Source organism: Bacillus cereus group sp. BfR-BA-01382 (assembly GCF_022663475.1).
GTDB lineage: Bacteria > Bacillota > Bacilli > Bacillales > Bacillaceae_G > Bacillus_A > Bacillus_A thuringiensis_S.
This window is the reverse complement of record NZ_JAKUFQ010000063.1, coordinates 13,810-31,273: the sequence shown is the minus strand read 5'-3', so window position 1 is coordinate 31,273 and position 17,464 is coordinate 13,810. Positions and strand designations below refer to the sequence as shown.

Here is a 17,464-nt window from a genome sequence, read left to right as displayed (position 1 = left end):
CAACATGAAACGCATACATTTTTCTACAAAAAACAAAAAGCGCGACAAAAAGATTCTTTCTTTTCGCCGCGCTCTAGTTAACAATATTATTCACATTCATTTTCCTCTAACTGGTCACGCATCACTTTCACACGCTGAAAGAAAAAGAACGATAAACTTAAAAATATAACGATACTCCCCATCATAACAAAAAATTGGATTGTCTCTTTTGCTCCATCCGGAATCAACAAGCCAACCATTAACAATGTACTTACAGCGAGAAGAATTTGTCCGAACCTAGTATAATCTTCTATTTTCCCTTGTAATTCTTTCATTATATTCTCACTCCTCCATTTCACTTTATCATATTCTATGAAACTGAAAGACCAGTAAATACAGCCATTCTGGGAGATGTTTTCCAACAAAAAAAGAGCCGCTTTACTGCGGCTCTTTTTTAATCATTATTCACCTTTATATGCTTCCATATAAATTTCTTTCAGCTCTGAAATAAGCGGTAACTTTGGATTAGCAGTTGTACATTGATCTTCAAAAGCTCTTTCTGCTAATACTCCAACAACCTCTTCAAATTGCTCTTTATCTACCCCTTGTCCTGCAATACTCATATTAATATTTAAGCTTTTTCCAAGCTCAGTAATTGCTTTGACGAGTGATTCCACACCTTCTGCTATTGAGCTTGCTGGAAGCCCGAGCATTCTCGCAATATGTGCATAGCGTTCATCTGCTACAAAGTGCTCATATTTTGGGAACAATGCGTGTTTTCTTGGCTTAATAGCATTATAGCGGACTACGTGCGGCATTAGAATGGCATTTGCACGTCCGTGCGGAATATGGAATTCTGGTCCAATCTTATGTGCTAAGCTGTGATTAATACCGAGGAAAGCATTTGCAAATGCCATCCCTGCAATTGCAGAAGCGTTATGCATTTTTTCTCGTGCTTCTTCATCATTTCCATCTTTATATGCTCTTGGTAAATATTTGAATACGAGATCAATAGCTTTTAATGCTAATCCATCTGTATAGTCATTTGCCATAACAGAAACATACGCCTCAATTGCATGTGTTAAAACATCCATACCAGTATCTGCTGTTACATGTGGTGGTACTGTCATTACAAATTGTGGATCAACAATTGCTACATCTGGTGTTAATTCATAATCTGCGAGCGGATACTTTATATTATTTTTCTTATCTGTAATAACCGCAAATGGTGTCACTTCTGATCCTGTTCCTGATGTTGTTGGAATCGCAACAAACTGTGCCTTATTTCCTAATTCCGGATATTTACATGTACGTTTTCTTATATCTAAAAACTTCTGTTTAATGCCATAGAATGTCGTTTCTGGATGCTCATAGAATAACCACATTCCTTTTGCTGCATCCATAGCTGAACCACCACCAAGTGCGATAATTACATCTGGCTTAAAGCTTCTCATCATTTCCGCACCTTTAAAGACAGTTTCATCTGATGGATCTGGTTCGACCTCAAAGAAAACTTCAATTTTCACATCATTTGCATGCTTGTTTAAATAGTGCGTGACTGTATCCACATAGCCATGTTCAACCATTCCAGGATCCGTTACAATAAATGCACGTGAAATGTTAGGCATATTTGCTAAATACGCTGTAGCATGTTTTTCAAAATAAATTTTTGGTGGCAATTTGAACCACTGCATATTCTTTTTTCTATTTGCCAGCCTTTTTATATTTAATAAATGAGTCGCTGTTACATTTTGGGAAACTGAATTTTTTCCGTAAGAACCACAACCAAGTGTAAGTGATGGAATAAATCCGTTATATATATCCCCTATTCCACCTTGTGATGAAGGTGCATTTACAATGAGACGGCAAGCTTTCATACGTAATCCAAATTGCTTTTGCACTTCTTTATTTGTAGAATGAATAACTGCTGAATGTCCTAAACCACCGAGGTTCAACATTTCTTCGCAATATGTAAATCCTTTTTCTAATGAATTCGCCTTCACACAGGCTAATACTGGGCTCAGTTTCTCACGAGATAACGGGTATGCTGCTCCGATACCTTGAATTTCAGCTACAAGCATTTTTGTATGTTCAGGAACAGTAATCCCAACTAATTCGGCAATATACTGTGCTGATTTTCCTACAATATCACTATTTACTGCACATGTATTTTCATTTATAACGAGCTTTTCTAATTTTTTTCTTTCTTCTTCTGTTACAAAGTAACAATTGTTTTCGATCATTTCTGTTTTAACATCATCATAGATTTCTTTATCGACAATGATTGCTTGTTCCGATGCACAAATCATACCGTTATCAAATGTTTTCGATAAAATTAAATCATTAACAGCTCGTTTTACATGTGCTGATTTTTCTATATAACACGGTACATTACCAGGACCTACACCTAGCGCTGGTTTTCCAGTAGAGTAAGCTGATTTCACCATACCAGCGCCTCCAGTTGCTAGAACGAGTGCCACACCATCATGGTTCATTAATTGTTTCGTCGCTTCGACAGACGGTCTTTCAATCCATTGAATACAATGTTTTGGTGCACCAGTTTTCATTGCTGCATCATATACGGTTTTCGCTGCTGCCACCGAACAATTTTGTGCAGAAGGATGAAATGCGAAAATAATTGGATTTCTAGTTTTTATCGCAATCAACGCTTTAAACATTGTTGTCGACGTTGGATTCGTTACTGGTGTTACCCCAGCTACTACACCGACAGGTTCTGCAATTTCTATTATTTCTTCATGAGGATCTTCGTGAATAATTCCTACCGTTTTATCTTGCTTTATACTATGCCAAATATATTCAGTGGCAAAAATATTTTTAATGCATTTGTCTTCATAGACACCACGGCCTGTTTCTTCAACAGCCAATTTTGCAAGTGGCATATGTTGATCAACACCTGCTAATGCCATTTCATGAACAATGTTGTCAATCTGCTCTTGTGTAAAACTTTCTAATGCTTGTAAAGCTTGTTGACCGTTATTTACTAACGTATCAATCATCTCTTTTACCTCTTGCATTTCATTTACAACTTTCTCTTTGACTACCATGTAAATTTCCTCCTATTCTGTTATCACGGTCTTTATAAGTCCCTATCGGTCATAATAAGTCCCGATTAGCGAAAAAAAATAGAGTTACCGTCCTACATGAATCCCATTGTTTGTGAAACACTTCACAAGTTTACTCGTGAATAACATTTCATGAATTCAATATACATGAAATCATTTCATTTGTGTATGTATAATTTGTGAAATATTTCACAAATTAACATAATAAAAAATGCACTGCTCCACATTAGCAGTGCATTTTTTATTACGCTAGCGCTTGTGCTAAATCTTCAATTAAATCTTCACCATCTTCAATACCGACAGAAATACGAATTAATGTATCTGTAATTCCTAATTCTTTACGGCGATCTGCTGGGATTGATGCATGTGTCATTTGAGATGGGATAGAAATTAAACTTTCTACTGCTCCTAAGCTTTCAGCAAGTGTAAAGTATTGCAGTTTCTCAAGTACTTTATTTAATGTTTCCTCACTATCTACATCAAACGAAATAATAGCACCAAATCCATTTGCTTGTTCTGTTGCTAATTCGTGGTTTTGATGTGATTCAAGACCTGGGTAATATACTTTATTTACTTTTGGATGATTATTTAAAAATTCAGCAATAGCGCGTGAATTCGTTTCATGTTCTTCCATACGAATTCCTAATGTTTTTAAACCGCGAAGTAGTAAGAAGCTATCTTGTGGTCCAAGAATACCTCCTGTTGAGTTTTGTACAAAGTGAAGGTCTTCTGCTAGTTGTGGGCTATTTACCACTACTAGACCTGCAACTACGTCACTATGACCTCCTAAATATTTCGTTGCACTATGAAGTACAATGTCTGCTCCTAAAGAAATCGGCGACTGCCAATATGGCGTCATGAATGTATTATCAATAATTGTTAATAAATCTTTCTCTTTAGCAAGAGTAGATATTTTCTTAATATCAGTAATTTTTAGTAATGGGTTCGTTGGTGTTTCCACATAGATCGCTTTCGTATTTGGACGAATTGCTTCTACAACTTCCTCTAAGTTTGTTGTGTCTACAAATGTATGTTCAATACCGAAGCGGTTTAATACTTTCGTAATAACACGATACGTTCCACCATAAACATCATCTGTTAAAATAACGTGGTCACCTTTTGAGAACAACATAATTGTCGCTGTAATAGCAGCCATTCCAGAACCGAATGCAAATCCAGCATAACCATTTTCTAATACGGCAATCATTTCTTCTAAAGCTGCACGTGTTGGGTTACCTGTACGTGAATATTCATATCCTTGATGCTTACCAACCGCTTCTTGTTTGTACGTACTTGTTTGATAGATCGGTACGTTTACAGATCCAGTTGAAGGTTCTCCTATGCGAATACCATGAATTAACTTTGTCTTTGCTCTCATTTTTTATTCCCATCCTTTGTATATGTCTTTACTTAAATAGCGCTCACTACTATCAGGAAAAATGGTTACAATATTTGTACCTGGTGCTGCCTTCTCTGCCTCAAGTAAGCTCGCATGAAATGCTGCTCCTGAAGAGCTCCCAACGAGAAGTCCTTCTTTTTGCGCTAATTCTTTCACTCGTAAAAATGCATTTCGATCAGAAATCGTATGAATTTCATCAAAATAAGATGTCTTCAAAAATGGCGGGATAAATTCCAGTCCAATTCCTTCGGTCTCATGTGAACCAGCCTTACCACCATTTAAAATAGATCCTTCTGGCTCTACGATAACTGTTTTAATATCTATATTTTTTTCTTTCAAATAAGATGCAGTCCCCATAAACGTACCGCCAGTTCCTGCTCCAGCAACAAATATGTTAATCTCTCCATTCAGTGCATCCCAAAGTTCAGGACCTAGTGTTTTGAAATAAGCACGCGGGTTTGCTTCATTCGCAAACTGACTTGGAGAGTATGAATTCGGTATTTCATTTACTAATTCTTTTGCTTTTGCAATTGCACCGGTCATTCCTTGCTCAGTCGGTGTATGCACGATCGTTGCACCTAGTGCTTTCATTAATTCTTGTTTTTCAATACTAAATTTCTCTGGTACACAAACGATAACACGTAAATCATGTTCTAATGCTGCAAGTGCCAGTCCAATACCAGTATTCCCAGCAGTCGGTTCAATAATTGTTCCACCTTGGGTAACAAGCCCTTTTTCTAGCGCATCTTCGATTAATTCTCTTCCTAAACGATCCTTAACGCTTCCGCCTGGGTTATAAAATTCAAGCTTTGCAAATAAGCGGACCCCTTTCGGAAGTGAAAAACGAGTAATTTCTACAATTGGTGTATGACCAATTAACTCATGAACTCCACGATATACATTCATCGTGTTCTCCCCCTTGTTTGCCAATAAAGAAAAGGCAACTGTATGTATTTTCTTTATATGAGACAGTTGCCTTTTTGTTACATTACTTTAACTCTTCTAACACTTTTACGATAAAGTTTGTAGAATGAAGAGCTGCTTGATCTAAAAACTGATCAAATGAAACATTTGATTCTTTACCAGCAATATCAGAAAGTGCGCGAATGATAACAAACGGAACTTCATATTGGTGGCATACTTGTGCGACAGCTGCTGCTTCCATTTCTACCGCATAAAGATTTTCAAATTTATCACGGATGGCTGCAACGCGGTTCGGATCACTCATAAATGAATCGCCTGTTGCAATCATGCCTTTTACAACTTGAATATTTTCTTCAGTTTGCATACATTTCTCAGCTAATGCAACTAACGCCTCATCAGCTTTAAATCCAGGCGGCATTCCTGGTACTTGACCATATTCATAGTTAAATGCTGTTACATCTACGTCATGGTGACGAACTTCAGTGGAAATAACTACATCACCAACGTTTAGAGAATGATGGAATCCACCAGCTGAACCAGTATTAATTACTTTTTCAGGCTTATATTTTTCTAATAAAATTGTCGTTGACATCGCTGCGTTTACTTTACCAATACCAGACTTTAACAAGATTACTTCATGTCCTGCTAATAGTCCTTTCGTAAATTCACAACCTGCAACCGTTTCTGTCTCTGCTTGTTCTAATTTGTCACGTAAAATACGTACTTCTTCTTCCATTGCTCCAATTACAGCAATTCTCAATCTAATCCCTCTTTCTATTGCTTAGTTGCCTCCATTACCCAAACGAAATGATTTAATCTCGTAAACGTTACATGGAAGCCATTGTTTTCAAAAATAGTCTGCATAACTGGAATACGTGTATAGTATTCCGTTTGCAAATCGTTTGCTAACTGGTGAAAACCTCTTTGTTTTGCTGTTTCAACAGTTTTATCATATGCATCTTGATCTGCAAATATCGTATCAGCAAACACTATTTTACCACCTTTGTTTAGCAATTGACTATACTTCGCAACCGCTACATTTTTTTCATCATCTGTTAAATGATGAAATGCATAGGTGCTTACAATGGTATCAATTGAATTTGGGACTTCAAACGAAAGAAAATCACCTTCTGTAATCGAAAATTCTTTTGGCAATTTCTCTTTTGCAATCATACGCATTTCACGCGACGGTTCTATACCGTAAACTGTGCGGCCAGCAAGTAATAATTTATTTGTTAAATTACCTGTACCGACACCAAATTCTAATACATTACCAAATGACTTGTTAACTACATCCTCTAGAATATCCTCATAATGGGCGAAAACTTCTTTATATTGTATATCTTCGCCTTGTACGAATGAGTCGTACGTATGAGCCCACTCATCAAATAAACCATTAAATTCTGTGCCCATAAAAATTCCCCTTTTTCTTATCGGTTTTATCAGTATGATATTCCCTCTTTCTAAAAATGTCAATTGAAATGTACATGGTATTTCCTTCTTTTCTTTGTTACACTATAGTTGATTACATAGGAGAGGGGCCGTCTTCATGTCATTTACCTTTGAAATGTTAGAAGATAAAGTAGAATTTTTTGAAGCGGGAGACTTAGCTTCTTTAGAACGAAAAATTAGTGAACAAATCGATAATAATAAAGCACTTATGCTTGAAGTTCATCACATCTCACATCAAATGGTTATGGTTCCTGAAAGCAAAAGACCGTATTATAGCGCGGTTGTTCATTTTAAATTAAAGAAATTGCGTTAACTAAAAAAGAGAAGCTCCTAAGGAGCTTCTCTTTTTTAGTTTAGAGTTTGAACAAGTACTGGTTTCCAGCCCTCATTATCTACCCAATCAATATTTACGTAATATCTTTTTCCACTTTGCTTATCTTGAACGTCACCATAAGCTTTACTCTTTCCAGTTTTGTCTCTTCCAACAAAATGGAATACTAATTGCTCCTTCGGTACTTCAATACCTGCAGCAATTGCACTTTGCATCTCATTCCAATCTGATGACCCCTGTTTAAACGTCATCGCTGGTGATGAACCTTGTTCTGTTCCTACAGCTTTCCAAGAAGGTTTTGTATAAGCCTCTTTTGCCTTGGATACAGTTTTTTCAGCTGATACTTTCTCGTTAGCTTTCGCTTCTTCTTCAGCTTTTTTCTTTTCTTCCTCAGCCTTTAACTTCTCTTCTTCAGCTTTTTGCTTAGCTTCTGCTTGCTCTTTTTCTTTTTTCTTAGCAGATTCTTTATCTTCTGATTTTCCAGCTTTCTCATTCTTTGTTGTTTGTTGAGAGACTTTCTTATCAGTAGAAGATGCTTGCTCTTTCGTACTAGGAACGAACAATTGATATGCTACAATAGCTACTAATAGTAATACAATAGCGATTGCAATATTTAAAACACCGTTTTGACGACGTTTTTGTTGTTTCTGTTGGAATCTTGATCCTCCTGCCATTCTCCAAACCTCCATGCAGTTTTTCCTAATTGCTATTGTAACATTAAATCTAGAAAGGTTGAACATTTACAATGATATTTTCATGAAATGAAAACAATTCACTATAAATTGCAAGATTACTTTTCATTCTCCAATTGATAGATTGCTCCTACCATATCTTTAAAAATAGGTGTGACTTTATTCACTTTGTTATCAGTCTCTAGATCAACAACAACTAAAGCATATCTTGGATTCTCATACGGAAAATAACCTGCAAACCAGCGATTCACCCTCGTCCCTTTCCCTGTTTGCGCTGTCCCGGATTTTCCAGCGACACTGAGCGGCAACGAGTGGAATGCCGTTCCTGTTCCTTTCTCCCTTGTTACAACGCCTCTTAATAACTCTTGTAATGTTTTCACTGTTTCATACGAAAGCTGTTTTCCATGTAACGTATGGTTCTCAAATGTAAAAAAATCCGCTCCATTTTTATATACTATTTTTTCAACAGCTTTCACTTCCATCTTTTTTCCATCCCTCGCAATCGTCGCCATCATATTAGCAATTGCTAGAGGTGATATACGTACATCTTTCTGTCCAATCGCTGTTTGCTCTACCGCTTTTTTACTATTTTTGTTTTCTTCATTCCCCCAAATAGTAGAGCCTTTTTCTTCTGGCATTTGCTCGAAATGAGGTGTATGAAATACAGAACCTTTCCATCCGACCTTTTCATTTGCTCCTAAAGCTGCTACGTATGTTTCTAGCACCGTCCTATCCTTTTGTAATAGCTCGTTACCTAACTCGGAAAATGTCCTGTTACAGCTCCTAGCAAAGCTCTCTTTGAAGTTAAGTGTACCCATCATAACTTGTGGGTCGTTTTCACCATATAAATCTTTATTACAATTAAATGTCCGATTAAACAAATTTACTTTTTGATCAATGACTGCAGCTGCAACTACTGTTTTAAAAACAGAGCCTGGAAAATGTGGCGTTAACATTTGATTTTCAAGTGTAGTCTCATATAAATTCTTATCTCTTACTTGTAAAGACGGCTTACTGACCATCGCTAATATTTCATTTGTCTTTACATCAAGTAATACTAATCCCCCCTTCTTTATTTCATTTGCTTCAATCACTTCTTCTGCTTTTTGCTGCAACCCTTTATGTAAAGTAGTTTGAATCCTAACTGGGTAAAATGGATTTCCTGGTGAAGTATATTTCGCTTGCTTTCCGAAAATTGGTTCTCCTTGCCGATCTACTTGATACAATACTTTTGCCTCTCCATCAGTCAATAAAAATTCATCAAATGATTGCTGTAATCCTGAAATACCTATCGGCGTTTGTTTTGAAATTTTTTTCACTTCTCCATATCGCTTTTGAAATTCTCTTTCGTTCTCCCCTACATCACCAATTAAATGATTTATCTCCCCAGTTTGTTTTAATCGCACTTCAGCTGCTACAATACCTAATACATGTAATTGATTCACCTTCTCCATCTGCTCTCGTGTCACTCGAAATGGAGCAGTTTCCCCTTGCAGTATAAATGCATTTTTTTTATTTTTCATTTGTCTTCTGATCTCTTGTCTCGACACACCAATGATATGCGCGATTTTCTCTAACATGTCATTTTTTATTTGTAAAAATGGAAAAACAATTAAAACAGGATACTTTTCCTCCCCTATTTCTTTACCATTACGATCTATAAACTGCCCACGTCCATCGTCTACTGCAATGGATTGCGTACGTTGCGTAACACTTTTTTCAATTAAATTTATTTTGCGATTAGTAAATGATTCTGTATCTATAATTTGGATTTGAATTAAACGACAAAGCAATAAAAACATAATGCCCATAAAACAAATTAAAACAATTGCAATTCTCCGTTTTATTTTCATAAAAAAACACCTCGTCTATTATAGTTTAGACGAGGTACTATTTTATTTATACAATCCCCAAAACAAAAACAGATATTATATAAGGTTATTATTGTTTCTTTGGCTTCTCTAAAAATTTCATAAGAAGCGATCTAAATTCAGTTTCATTCACTCCAGTGTTTTTAGCAACTTCAATTACAGTGGTTGTTACATTAGCCGCTATTTTTAAATAATCCTTACTAAGATTATCCATTTCATTTCTTTTTTCTTTTGCATTCTCAACTGTTACAGAATCAATACAAGTAATCATCTTATCTACAATATGTAAATAATTATTTTGTGCATCTATTATTTTTTGAATATCATCTTTATTACTTACTTTCGATTGTTTTAAATATGTATACGCTTGATTCACTTCATCTTTTAAAATTTTATCATTATTCTTCGCCTGTTCTTGTAACATATTCTTCATATCATCTATTGTTTTTTGATCCATCGAATCTCGCAATAAATAATCTGGATTTCCAATTGCGTAATCATACTTAATCGTTACATCTTGAAAGATTTTCATGACAATAGCTAATTGATACGCTACATCAAAATCATTAAATTCCTTTTTATCTTGTGGATTTTCTAAGGCTTTTGAACTCTCAGTTGCTTTAATATCCTTTTTTTCTTCTTGCTTTACTTTTTCTCCCTTTGATGATGTAGTTTCTTCATTCGTTCCGCATGCAGCAAGTCCTAATATGGATATACTACACACCAATCCTGTAAAGATTTTATGTTTCATAATTAGCCCCTTTTCCCTTTTAAAACCTATATTCTCCAATTATGATATCAAAGCTTAAAGTGTTTTTTTGACATTTTTTGTCGAATTACTCTAAGGTTTACACAATTCTTTTCATTCTACAAAAAAAAAAGATTCTCCCGATAGGAGAATCTTTTTTTTATTTTACAGAGACAATCTCTACTTGCATTTCTCCGCCTGGTGTTTGGATTGTTACTTTCTCACCAATTTGCTTACCTAATAAGCTTTTTGCGATTGGAGAATCGTTAGAAATTCTTCCTTCAAATGGGTCAGCTTCCGCGCTACCTACGATTGTGTACGCTTCTTCATCTCCGTTTGGTAATTCTTTAAATGTTACTGTTTTACCTAATGTAACAACAGTAGATACTTCGCCATTATCTTTAATGATAACTGCGTTACGAATCATATTTTCTAATTGTGTAATACGTCCTTCTACGAACGCTTGCTCATCTTTTGCTGCATCGTACTCAGAGTTCTCAGAAAGGTCCCCGAAGCTACGTGCGATTTTAATACGTTCTACTACTTCTTTACGTCTTACTGTTTTTAATTGCTCAAGTTCGTTCTCTAGTTTTTGCTTACCCTCTTGTGTCATAGGGTATGTTTTTTCTGTTGACATATTTTCCACTCCTTTTATATACCAATCCCCCGAAAAAAAGAGGAGTTCCATATGAAAACTCCTCCGCTTCCATTGTTAGCGGAGGTTTCTAGTACCCTTGCACTAGCGGAGTTGTCACATACAACCCCGTATTTCCAATTCTTCTTTATATAAAGAAGATATGTATGGAAAGTTGATATAAATATGCCCTCACCTATATATAGATGAGGTTGCATGTTTCATTGTATTCGATGGGAAGGGAAAAAATCCCTTCCTACCGTATATCTTTTACTATGCTATTACAAATTTACTTTTTGTTCAAGAATTGTTGCAATTTTTGTCACCATAATATCAATTGCAACATGGTTTTGTCCACCTTCAGGGATAATAATATCCGCAAATTTCTTAGAAGGCTCAATAAATTGATTGTGCATTGGACGTACAACAGTTACGTACTGATCAATAACTGAATCCATCGTACGACCGCGCTCTTTAATATCACGCTGCATGCGGCGCAGAATACGAAGGTCAGCATCCGTATCAACGAATAATTTAATGTCCATTAACTCGCAAAGACGTGGGTCTTCTAAAATAAGAATTCCTTCTAAAATAATTACATCTTTCGGCTCAACTGGAATAATTTCTTCTGAACGTGTATGCAATGTATAGTCATATACAGGCTTATCAATTTGCTCATATGCAAGCAACTGCTGCAAATGTTCAATTAACAGATCATTATCAAACGCAAGCGGATGATCATAATTTGTTTTTAAACGCTCTTCCATTGGTAAATGGCTTTGATCTTTGTAATAATAATCTTGCTCTAAGATTAAAATAGAATGACCTTTAAAATGGTCAAAAATCGCTTTCGTTACACTCGTTTTACCTGATCCCGAACCACCAGCAATTCCAATTACAACAGGCTTATTCGTCCCCATTCGACTATCACTCTTTCTTATTGAAGTATGCTTTTGCGCATCATATTATTCACATACACTCGTTGATCCACTTTGAATTTCACGATTTGCAACGGATGTCTCGCTGCATCTAATTCGTTTCCATCCTCATCCCAAATTTTCTCCACCGTTTGCGTAAAGTTTTCTATTTCTGGTCCAAAGAACTCCACTTCATGTCCTGGTTTGAAATGATTACGTTGCTCAATCGTTACGATGCCCGTTTCTTCATTATAATCTAACACTAAACCAGCAAAATCATACGTTGTTTTCTTACTATGATTTCCAAACATTTGCTCTTGATGTCCTGGAACCCCTTCAAAGAATGCAGGAGCTGTATCACGATTTGCACATTTATCAAGCTCATCTAACCATTCTTGTTTAAACTCAAAGTTATCTGGATCCGCACAATAAGCATCAATTACTTTACGATATACAGTTGCTACAGTCGCTACGTAATGGATTGATTTCATACGTCCTTCTACCTTTAAGCTATCGATTCCAATTTCAATCATTTTCGGAATTGATAAAATTAAATTTAGATCTTTTGGACTCATCGCAAAGTGAGCATCTTCTTCTTGGAATAGAGGAAGCTCTTTTGCATCTTTATGTTGTGATACTGTTTGAACTAAATCATAATCCCAGCGGCAAGATTGGCAACAACCGCCACGATTAGAGTCACGCGCTGTCATATGGTTACTTAATGTACATCTTCCTGAATATGCGATACACATTGCACCATGGACGAATGCTTCAATTTCAATATCCACTTTTTCTTTGATTTCTTTCATTTCTTCATAGCTTGCTTCACGAGCTAATACAAGACGATGTAAACCCTCTTCTTTCCAATACTGTGCTGCTTTCCAGTTGGATAGTGATTGCTGTGTGCTTAAATGCACCTCAACAGAAGGCGCTACACGTTTACAAGTCTCAATGATAAGCGGATCAGCAACGATAATCCCCGTTACGCCAGCTTTTTCAATCCCTTTTAAATATTCCTCTAGCCCGTCCATATTTTCATTATGTGCAAAGATATTTGTTGTTACGTATATTTTTGCTCCATACTTCTTTGCAAACTCAACGCCTTCTGCCATTTCTTCTAGCGTAAAATTACCTGCATTCGAACGAAGACCAAATTCTTGTCCACCTAAATATACAGCATCTGCCCCGTAATGGATAGCTACTTTTAATTTTTCTAAGTTACCCGCAGGGATTAACAGTTCAGGTTTCTTCACAATAACACGTTTGCCATCGATCACTCGTGAAATTTCTTGTACAGTCATTTCCTACACCCTCCTCGTTTAGTAAACCGTTTCTTTAAAGAAGAATCCTGTGTCTAACGGACGATTTACTGGTTGCATTTCTTCTATTTCTTTATATAGAGCATCTTTCAAGTCATAATATGCATCACGATCTTCCACACATAAATCAATCGCTTGACGATATTTCTTCGTTACTTCAATAATGTATTCAGAGCTTTTTAGTACACCATCGATTTTTAAGCTGTCAACTTCAGCTTCGATTAGTTCCTCTAATTCATCGATGAAACAAATATCGTTCGGACTCATAATATGAGTACCATTTTCATCTTCATAAATTGGATATTTATTGTTACGCTCTGGGTCATATAAGAACATATTCTCTTCATATTTTTTCTTTTCAATGTCAAGATTACGTCCTTGATACTCAAAGTAATTTCCTACTAATGAACGCTTCGATTGGAACATACAAGTCATACCGTGAATTTGTACTTCTAGTTCCACTTCAGCATTTTCTTTTAAATCAACAATTTCATCTAAGCTCAGCTCACGAGCTAATACAGCGCGCTTCGCTCCTCTTTGTCCCCAGTAATTACAAGTGAACCAGTTTGTTGCTGTCGTTTCTGTATTCCAGTGCAACTGCATATTTGGCGCTACTTCGCGAACAGCCATTAATACTGCTGGATCTCCGAAAACAATTGCATCTACATTTACTTCATTTAAAAATGAAACGTAATCTGTTAATTCTTCTACTTTATCGTTGTGGAACATAGCGTTCATGGCTACGTATACTTTCACACCATTTTCATGTGCAATCTTCACAGTTTGTTTTACATCTTCACGTGAAAACTCCCCTGCTAAACGTAAACCAAACTTTTGCTCACCGATCATTACCGCATCTGCTCCTGCTTTCGCAAGAAGTTCGATATCCGCCACCGCTCTTGGCGTTACTAACAATTCAGGTTTCTTCATACCTTGGTCACCCTCTCTTTTTACTAACAGCTACTCCATCACCAATTGGGAAAATCGTTGTATCGTATCCTTCATGGTTCATAAGCCACTCATTGTACGTCTTAATACGACGGATTAAACCACGTGTACGTCTGTTTTCAATTTTCTCTTTTGTCGTTACAAGACCATGGTACATAACATTATCTGAAATAATTACGCCACCAGGATTTAATAACGCTTCATATAAGTCAAAAAAGCGACGATACTGTCCTTTTGCTGCATCAATAAAAATAACGTCAAATGTCCCGTGTTCTTTTACTTGTTCACCTGTCTCTAACGCATCACCGTAAATAACTGAAATACGATCTGTTACTGGGGAACGTTCTATATATTCAAGTGCTTTTTCATATCGCTCACGATTGCGCTCAACTGTCACAATACGTGAATTTGAAATAGCTTGCATCATACGAATACTAGAATAACCGATTGCTGTTCCAAGTTCTAAAATGCTTTTCGGTCCAATTAAACGTAAAAATTGCAGCATAAATTCCATTCCAAGTCGATCCATAATCGGCACATGATTTTCTGTTGCATATTCTTCCATTTCAAGAATTAATTTATCTTTCGGATCAATAAATGATAATAGGTACTCGTTAACTGCATCCTCCATAAATGGTCCTCCTTATTTACATGGAGAAGTGCCTCTATGACGTCTTTTCCCACATAGAATGCAATAAAAATACAAGCCAGTTTTACCCTTAGCTTGTACGTCCCGTTTTGATATTAAAAACGATTCTTCTGCCAGTTTTTAACCCGATATATTTTACCACAAAAAAGAGGGATGTGCGACTTTTTTCGCTATCCCTCCCCATTTCACTGTTTTTTCGTAATGTATTTTTGCTTTAATGCATTATGCTCTTCTAATGTTTTCGCATAGTACACTTCACCACTTGGTGCAGCTAAGAAATAATAATAATCTGTTTGCGCAGGTTCTAACGCAGCTTCCACTGAATGTTTACCAGAGTTTGCGATCGGCCCTACCGGCAATCCTTTTACAACATACGTATTGTACGGTGAGTTGACCTTTAAATCTTCGTATAATACACGTTGTTTATGCTTTCCAAGTGCATATAATACCGTTGGATCCGTTTGAAGCGGCATACCTTTCTCTAAACGATTATAAAAGACACTAGAGATCTTTTGACGATCTGTAAAACCAGTTGCCTCTTCTTCAATAAGTGAAGATAATGTTAAAAGCTGATGAACATCCCAGTTCTTTGCTTTCATTTTTGCCTCATTTTGAACAATGATTGCATTTGTTTTCTCAAGCATCGGAATTACGATTTCTTCTAACGTCGTATCTTTCTTATAAAATGAATACGTCGCAGGATATAAATAACCTTCTAATGGGTATTTAATATTACTATCAAAGATTTTATCCGTTAATAACTTCGGATACTTTTGCTGCATTTTTTGAATAAATGCTTTATCGTTTAATTGACGCGTAACATCATCTTTATTCCACTTTAGTTCTGCCGCAATCGTTTCTGCAATTTCAGTTACTTGAGCTCCTTCTTTGATCGTCACTTTATAAAGAGCTGGACGATGCACGTTGCCAGATGACATTTGTTCGATAACATCTTTAGCATTCATCGAAGGATTTAATAAATATGTACCTGCTTGTAAACTTTTCGATTTAGCCTTTGTATAAAAACTAAAAACTGTACCGTTTTTCACAGCGCCTTTTTCTTCTAAAATTTCTCCAATTTTACTTGTAGATGATCCTTTCGGAATTTCTACTTCAATCTCTTTTTTATTCCCGCTATCAACTGGTCCTAATGCGGATGAAATATACGCATAGACTGAACCACAAACTAAAAGCAGTGCAATAATCGAAAATAAAAAGATGCGTCTACGCTTCTTTTTCACTTGATTCTCTATCAAAACTCTTCCTCCTTATTCAATTGTAGACCATATGTATATGTTTCTATACAGCATGATGGAAAGCCACAACAAATTCGCCTATCTTTTTTAGTATCCATTTTATTTTTCTACAATCCGTCTCATTATACTACAAAGGATTACACAGTTTCGACAAAAAATCTTTCATTTTACATATAAATACAAAAAAAAGATGGACTGTATGTCGTCCATCTTTTCAGTACTTATTATTCAGCTTCTTGCTCATCAGCAAGAGTGTTGAACATTTCTTGTACCATTTCCCACTCTTCTTCAGATTCGATTGGAAGTAAACTTCCGCCCTCTTCTTCATTTTGCTCATAAGCCATTGCATCATAAATTTGGTCTCCATCTTCGTCTACTTCACCGATTGGAGAGAAGACTACGTATGATTTTTTACCAAATTTTTCAGCATCAAAAGTGAAAATAATTTCACATAAATGTTCGTTACCTTTTTCGTCTACAATTGTAATTTGATTTTCTTCCATTTTGGTCACCTCTTATTTACTATCTAAAAATCCTTGTAAGATTACGACTGCAGCCATCTTATCGATTACTTGTTTTCGCTTCTTACGGCTTACATCCGCTGAAATGAGTAGACGTTCCGCTGCCATCGTCGACAAACGCTCGTCCCACATTACAACGTCTAATTGTAACAGCTCTCGTAGGTTTTCTGCAAATTGTTGGCACGCTTCACCACGTGGGCCAATTGTACCATTCATATTTTTAGGTAAACCTACTACTATTTTGTCCACATTGTACTGCTTTACTAACTCAGAAATACGATCAAAACCAAAGTGACCTCGTTCTTCGTTAATCTTAATTGTTTCTAATCCTTGTGCTGTCCAGCCCATTTCGTCGCTCATTGCAACTCCGACTGTTTTTGTACCTACATCTAAACCTAATATCCGCATAAACTACTCCTCACGATGATGTTTCAAGTAAGACTTCACAAGCTCTTCAATGATCTCATCACGTTCAAGCTTACGAACGATGCTTCGTGCATCTTTATGGCGAGGTATGTATGCTGGGTCTCCACTTAATAAATAACCGACGATTTGGTTAATCGGATTATAGCCTTTTTCTTGAAGTGCATCATACACAGTTAAAAGTACATCATTTACATGGACACTCTGTTTTTCATCTTGAATGCTAAACTTCATTGTTTTATCAAAACCGTCCATTTCAAGCACCTCACTTATATAGTAAGTATAGGGAGAAGAACTTCTCCTCTCCCTACCATTGTA

At 36.2% G+C, this 17,464-nt stretch carries 19 protein-coding genes; 1 reads left to right on the top strand and 18 read right to left on the bottom strand.

All coding sequences use genetic code 11. The annotated features are described in order from the left end of the window. Positions 1-86: 86 nt before the first annotated feature. From MR160_RS21910 to MR160_RS21885, 6 genes are all read right to left on the bottom strand, one after another. A complete protein-coding gene (locus MR160_RS21910) occupies positions 87-314 on the bottom strand; it encodes a YrhC family protein (protein ID WP_000661454.1) in 228 nt (75 codons plus the stop codon). 126 nt (positions 315-440) lie between these two features. Next, entirely contained in the window at positions 441-3,044 is a 2,604-nt protein-coding gene (gene adhE, locus MR160_RS21905; RefSeq protein WP_098832688.1) for a bifunctional acetaldehyde-CoA/alcohol dehydrogenase, read from the bottom strand. Positions 3,045-3,306: 262 nt separating this feature from the next. After that, entirely contained in the window at positions 3,307-4,440 is a 1,134-nt protein-coding gene (locus tag MR160_RS21900; RefSeq protein ID WP_098437095.1) for a bifunctional cystathionine gamma-lyase/homocysteine desulfhydrase, read from the bottom strand. A 3-nt stretch (positions 4,441-4,443) separates the two neighbouring features. Next, positions 4,444-5,367, bottom strand: a complete 924-nt coding sequence (locus tag MR160_RS21895; RefSeq protein WP_001103876.1) for an O-acetylserine dependent cystathionine beta-synthase — start codon at positions 5,365-5,367, stop codon at positions 4,444-4,446. 82 nt (positions 5,368-5,449) lie between these two features. Then, a complete protein-coding gene (gene mtnN, locus MR160_RS21890; RefSeq protein ID WP_001217027.1) occupies positions 5,450-6,145 on the bottom strand; it encodes a 5'-methylthioadenosine/S-adenosylhomocysteine nucleosidase in 696 nt (231 codons plus the stop codon). Positions 6,146-6,159: 14 nt separating this feature from the next. After that, positions 6,160-6,798: a class I SAM-dependent DNA methyltransferase gene (locus MR160_RS21885; RefSeq protein WP_000536323.1), complete on the bottom strand. Its 639-nt coding sequence runs from the start codon at positions 6,796-6,798 to the stop codon at positions 6,160-6,162. Between the two features lie 136 nt (positions 6,799-6,934). Between MR160_RS21885 and MR160_RS21880 the strand changes: the two genes are divergently transcribed. Beyond that, entirely contained in the window at positions 6,935-7,150 is a 216-nt protein-coding gene (locus MR160_RS21880) for a YrzA family protein (RefSeq protein ID WP_242298058.1), read from the top strand. Between the two features lie 35 nt (positions 7,151-7,185). On the opposite strand, the gene MR160_RS21875 is transcribed toward MR160_RS21880, so the two are convergent. The 12 genes from MR160_RS21875 to MR160_RS21820 form a co-directional block, all read right to left on the bottom strand. Beyond that, a complete protein-coding gene (locus MR160_RS21875; protein WP_000897097.1) occupies positions 7,186-7,842 on the bottom strand; it encodes a YrrS family protein in 657 nt (218 codons plus the stop codon). A 116-nt stretch (positions 7,843-7,958) separates the two neighbouring features. Next, on the bottom strand, positions 7,959-9,713 hold the full coding sequence (locus tag MR160_RS21870; RefSeq protein WP_097890913.1) for a peptidoglycan D,D-transpeptidase FtsI family protein: 1,755 nt from the start codon (positions 9,711-9,713) through the stop codon (positions 7,959-7,961). Between the two features lie 88 nt (positions 9,714-9,801). Continuing rightward, a complete protein-coding gene (locus MR160_RS21865) occupies positions 9,802-10,482 on the bottom strand; it encodes a hypothetical protein (protein ID WP_000680878.1) in 681 nt (226 codons plus the stop codon). Positions 10,483-10,639: 157 nt separating this feature from the next. Then, positions 10,640-11,116 (bottom strand): transcription elongation factor GreA, encoded by a 477-nt coding sequence (gene greA / locus MR160_RS21860; RefSeq protein WP_014894880.1) that lies wholly within the window; start codon positions 11,114-11,116, stop codon positions 10,640-10,642. Between the two features lie 278 nt (positions 11,117-11,394). After that, positions 11,395-12,033 (bottom strand): uridine kinase, encoded by a 639-nt coding sequence (udk, locus tag MR160_RS21855; protein ID WP_000537080.1) that lies wholly within the window; start codon positions 12,031-12,033, stop codon positions 11,395-11,397. A 17-nt stretch (positions 12,034-12,050) separates the two neighbouring features. Continuing rightward, positions 12,051-13,331: a peptidase U32 family protein gene (locus tag MR160_RS21850; protein ID WP_000217970.1), complete on the bottom strand. Its 1,281-nt coding sequence runs from the start codon at positions 13,329-13,331 to the stop codon at positions 12,051-12,053. 18 nt (positions 13,332-13,349) lie between these two features. Further along, a complete protein-coding gene (locus MR160_RS21845; protein WP_000742792.1) occupies positions 13,350-14,279 on the bottom strand; it encodes a peptidase U32 family protein in 930 nt (309 codons plus the stop codon). 7 nt (positions 14,280-14,286) lie between these two features. After that, positions 14,287-14,928 (bottom strand): O-methyltransferase, encoded by a 642-nt coding sequence (locus MR160_RS21840; RefSeq protein ID WP_242298056.1) that lies wholly within the window; start codon positions 14,926-14,928, stop codon positions 14,287-14,289. A gap of 203 nt (positions 14,929-15,131) precedes the next feature. Further along, on the bottom strand, positions 15,132-16,202 hold the full coding sequence (gene mltG / locus MR160_RS21835) for an endolytic transglycosylase MltG (RefSeq protein ID WP_000572141.1): 1,071 nt from the start codon (positions 16,200-16,202) through the stop codon (positions 15,132-15,134). Positions 16,203-16,426: 224 nt separating this feature from the next. Continuing rightward, the gene (locus MR160_RS21830; protein ID WP_000392246.1) at positions 16,427-16,705 is read right to left on the bottom strand and encodes a DUF1292 domain-containing protein; all 279 of its coding nucleotides are present in this window, start codon (positions 16,703-16,705) and stop codon (positions 16,427-16,429) included. Between the two features lie 12 nt (positions 16,706-16,717). Further along, positions 16,718-17,131 carry a Holliday junction resolvase RuvX gene (gene ruvX, locus MR160_RS21825; protein WP_001221202.1) on the bottom strand — a complete coding sequence of 138 codons (414 nt, stop codon included), beginning with the start codon at positions 17,129-17,131 and terminating at the stop codon, positions 16,718-16,720. A 3-nt stretch (positions 17,132-17,134) separates the two neighbouring features. After that, positions 17,135-17,401 (bottom strand): IreB family regulatory phosphoprotein, encoded by a 267-nt coding sequence (locus MR160_RS21820; protein WP_000348591.1) that lies wholly within the window; start codon positions 17,399-17,401, stop codon positions 17,135-17,137. Between the last annotated feature and the right edge of the window lie 63 nt (positions 17,402-17,464).

Excerpts from the sequence above, each read along its gene's own strand:
- MR160_RS21910 (WP_000661454.1), bottom strand. The coding sequence starts at position 314 with ATGAAAGAATTACAAGGGAAAATAGAAGATTATACTAGGTTCGGACAA.
- adhE (WP_098832688.1), bottom strand. The coding sequence starts at position 3,044 with ATGGTAGTCAAAGAGAAAGTTGTAAATGAAATGCAAGAGGTAAAAGAG.
- MR160_RS21900 (WP_098437095.1), bottom strand. The coding sequence starts at position 4,440 with ATGAGAGCAAAGACAAAGTTAATTCATGGTATTCGCATAGGAGAACCT.
- MR160_RS21895 (WP_001103876.1), bottom strand. The coding sequence starts at position 5,367 with ATGAATGTATATCGTGGAGTTCATGAGTTAATTGGTCATACACCAATT.
- MR160_RS21885 (WP_000536323.1), bottom strand. The coding sequence starts at position 6,798 with ATGGGCACAGAATTTAATGGTTTATTTGATGAGTGGGCTCATACGTAC.
- MR160_RS21880 (WP_242298058.1), top strand. The coding sequence starts at position 6,935 with ATGTCATTTACCTTTGAAATGTTAGAAGATAAAGTAGAATTTTTTGAA.
- MR160_RS21875 (WP_000897097.1), bottom strand. The coding sequence starts at position 7,842 with ATGGCAGGAGGATCAAGATTCCAACAGAAACAACAAAAACGTCGTCAA.
- MR160_RS21870 (WP_097890913.1), bottom strand. The coding sequence starts at position 9,713 with ATGAAAATAAAACGGAGAATTGCAATTGTTTTAATTTGTTTTATGGGC.
- MR160_RS21865 (WP_000680878.1), bottom strand. The coding sequence starts at position 10,482 with ATGAAACATAAAATCTTTACAGGATTGGTGTGTAGTATATCCATATTA.
- greA (WP_014894880.1), bottom strand. The coding sequence starts at position 11,116 with ATGTCAACAGAAAAAACATACCCTATGACACAAGAGGGTAAGCAAAAA.
- udk (WP_000537080.1), bottom strand. The coding sequence starts at position 12,033 with ATGGGGACGAATAAGCCTGTTGTAATTGGAATTGCTGGTGGTTCGGGA.
- MR160_RS21850 (WP_000217970.1), bottom strand. The coding sequence starts at position 13,331 with ATGACTGTACAAGAAATTTCACGAGTGATCGATGGCAAACGTGTTATT.
- MR160_RS21845 (WP_000742792.1), bottom strand. The coding sequence starts at position 14,279 with ATGAAGAAACCTGAATTGTTAGTAACGCCAAGAGCGGTGGCGGATATC.
- MR160_RS21840 (WP_242298056.1), bottom strand. The coding sequence starts at position 14,928 with ATGGAGGATGCAGTTAACGAGTACCTATTATCATTTATTGATCCGAAA.
- MR160_RS21830 (WP_000392246.1), bottom strand. The coding sequence starts at position 16,705 with ATGGAAGAAAATCAAATTACAATTGTAGACGAAAAAGGTAACGAACAT.
- ruvX (WP_001221202.1), bottom strand. The coding sequence starts at position 17,131 with ATGCGGATATTAGGTTTAGATGTAGGTACAAAAACAGTCGGAGTTGCA.
- MR160_RS21820 (WP_000348591.1), bottom strand. The coding sequence starts at position 17,401 with ATGGACGGTTTTGATAAAACAATGAAGTTTAGCATTCAAGATGAAAAA.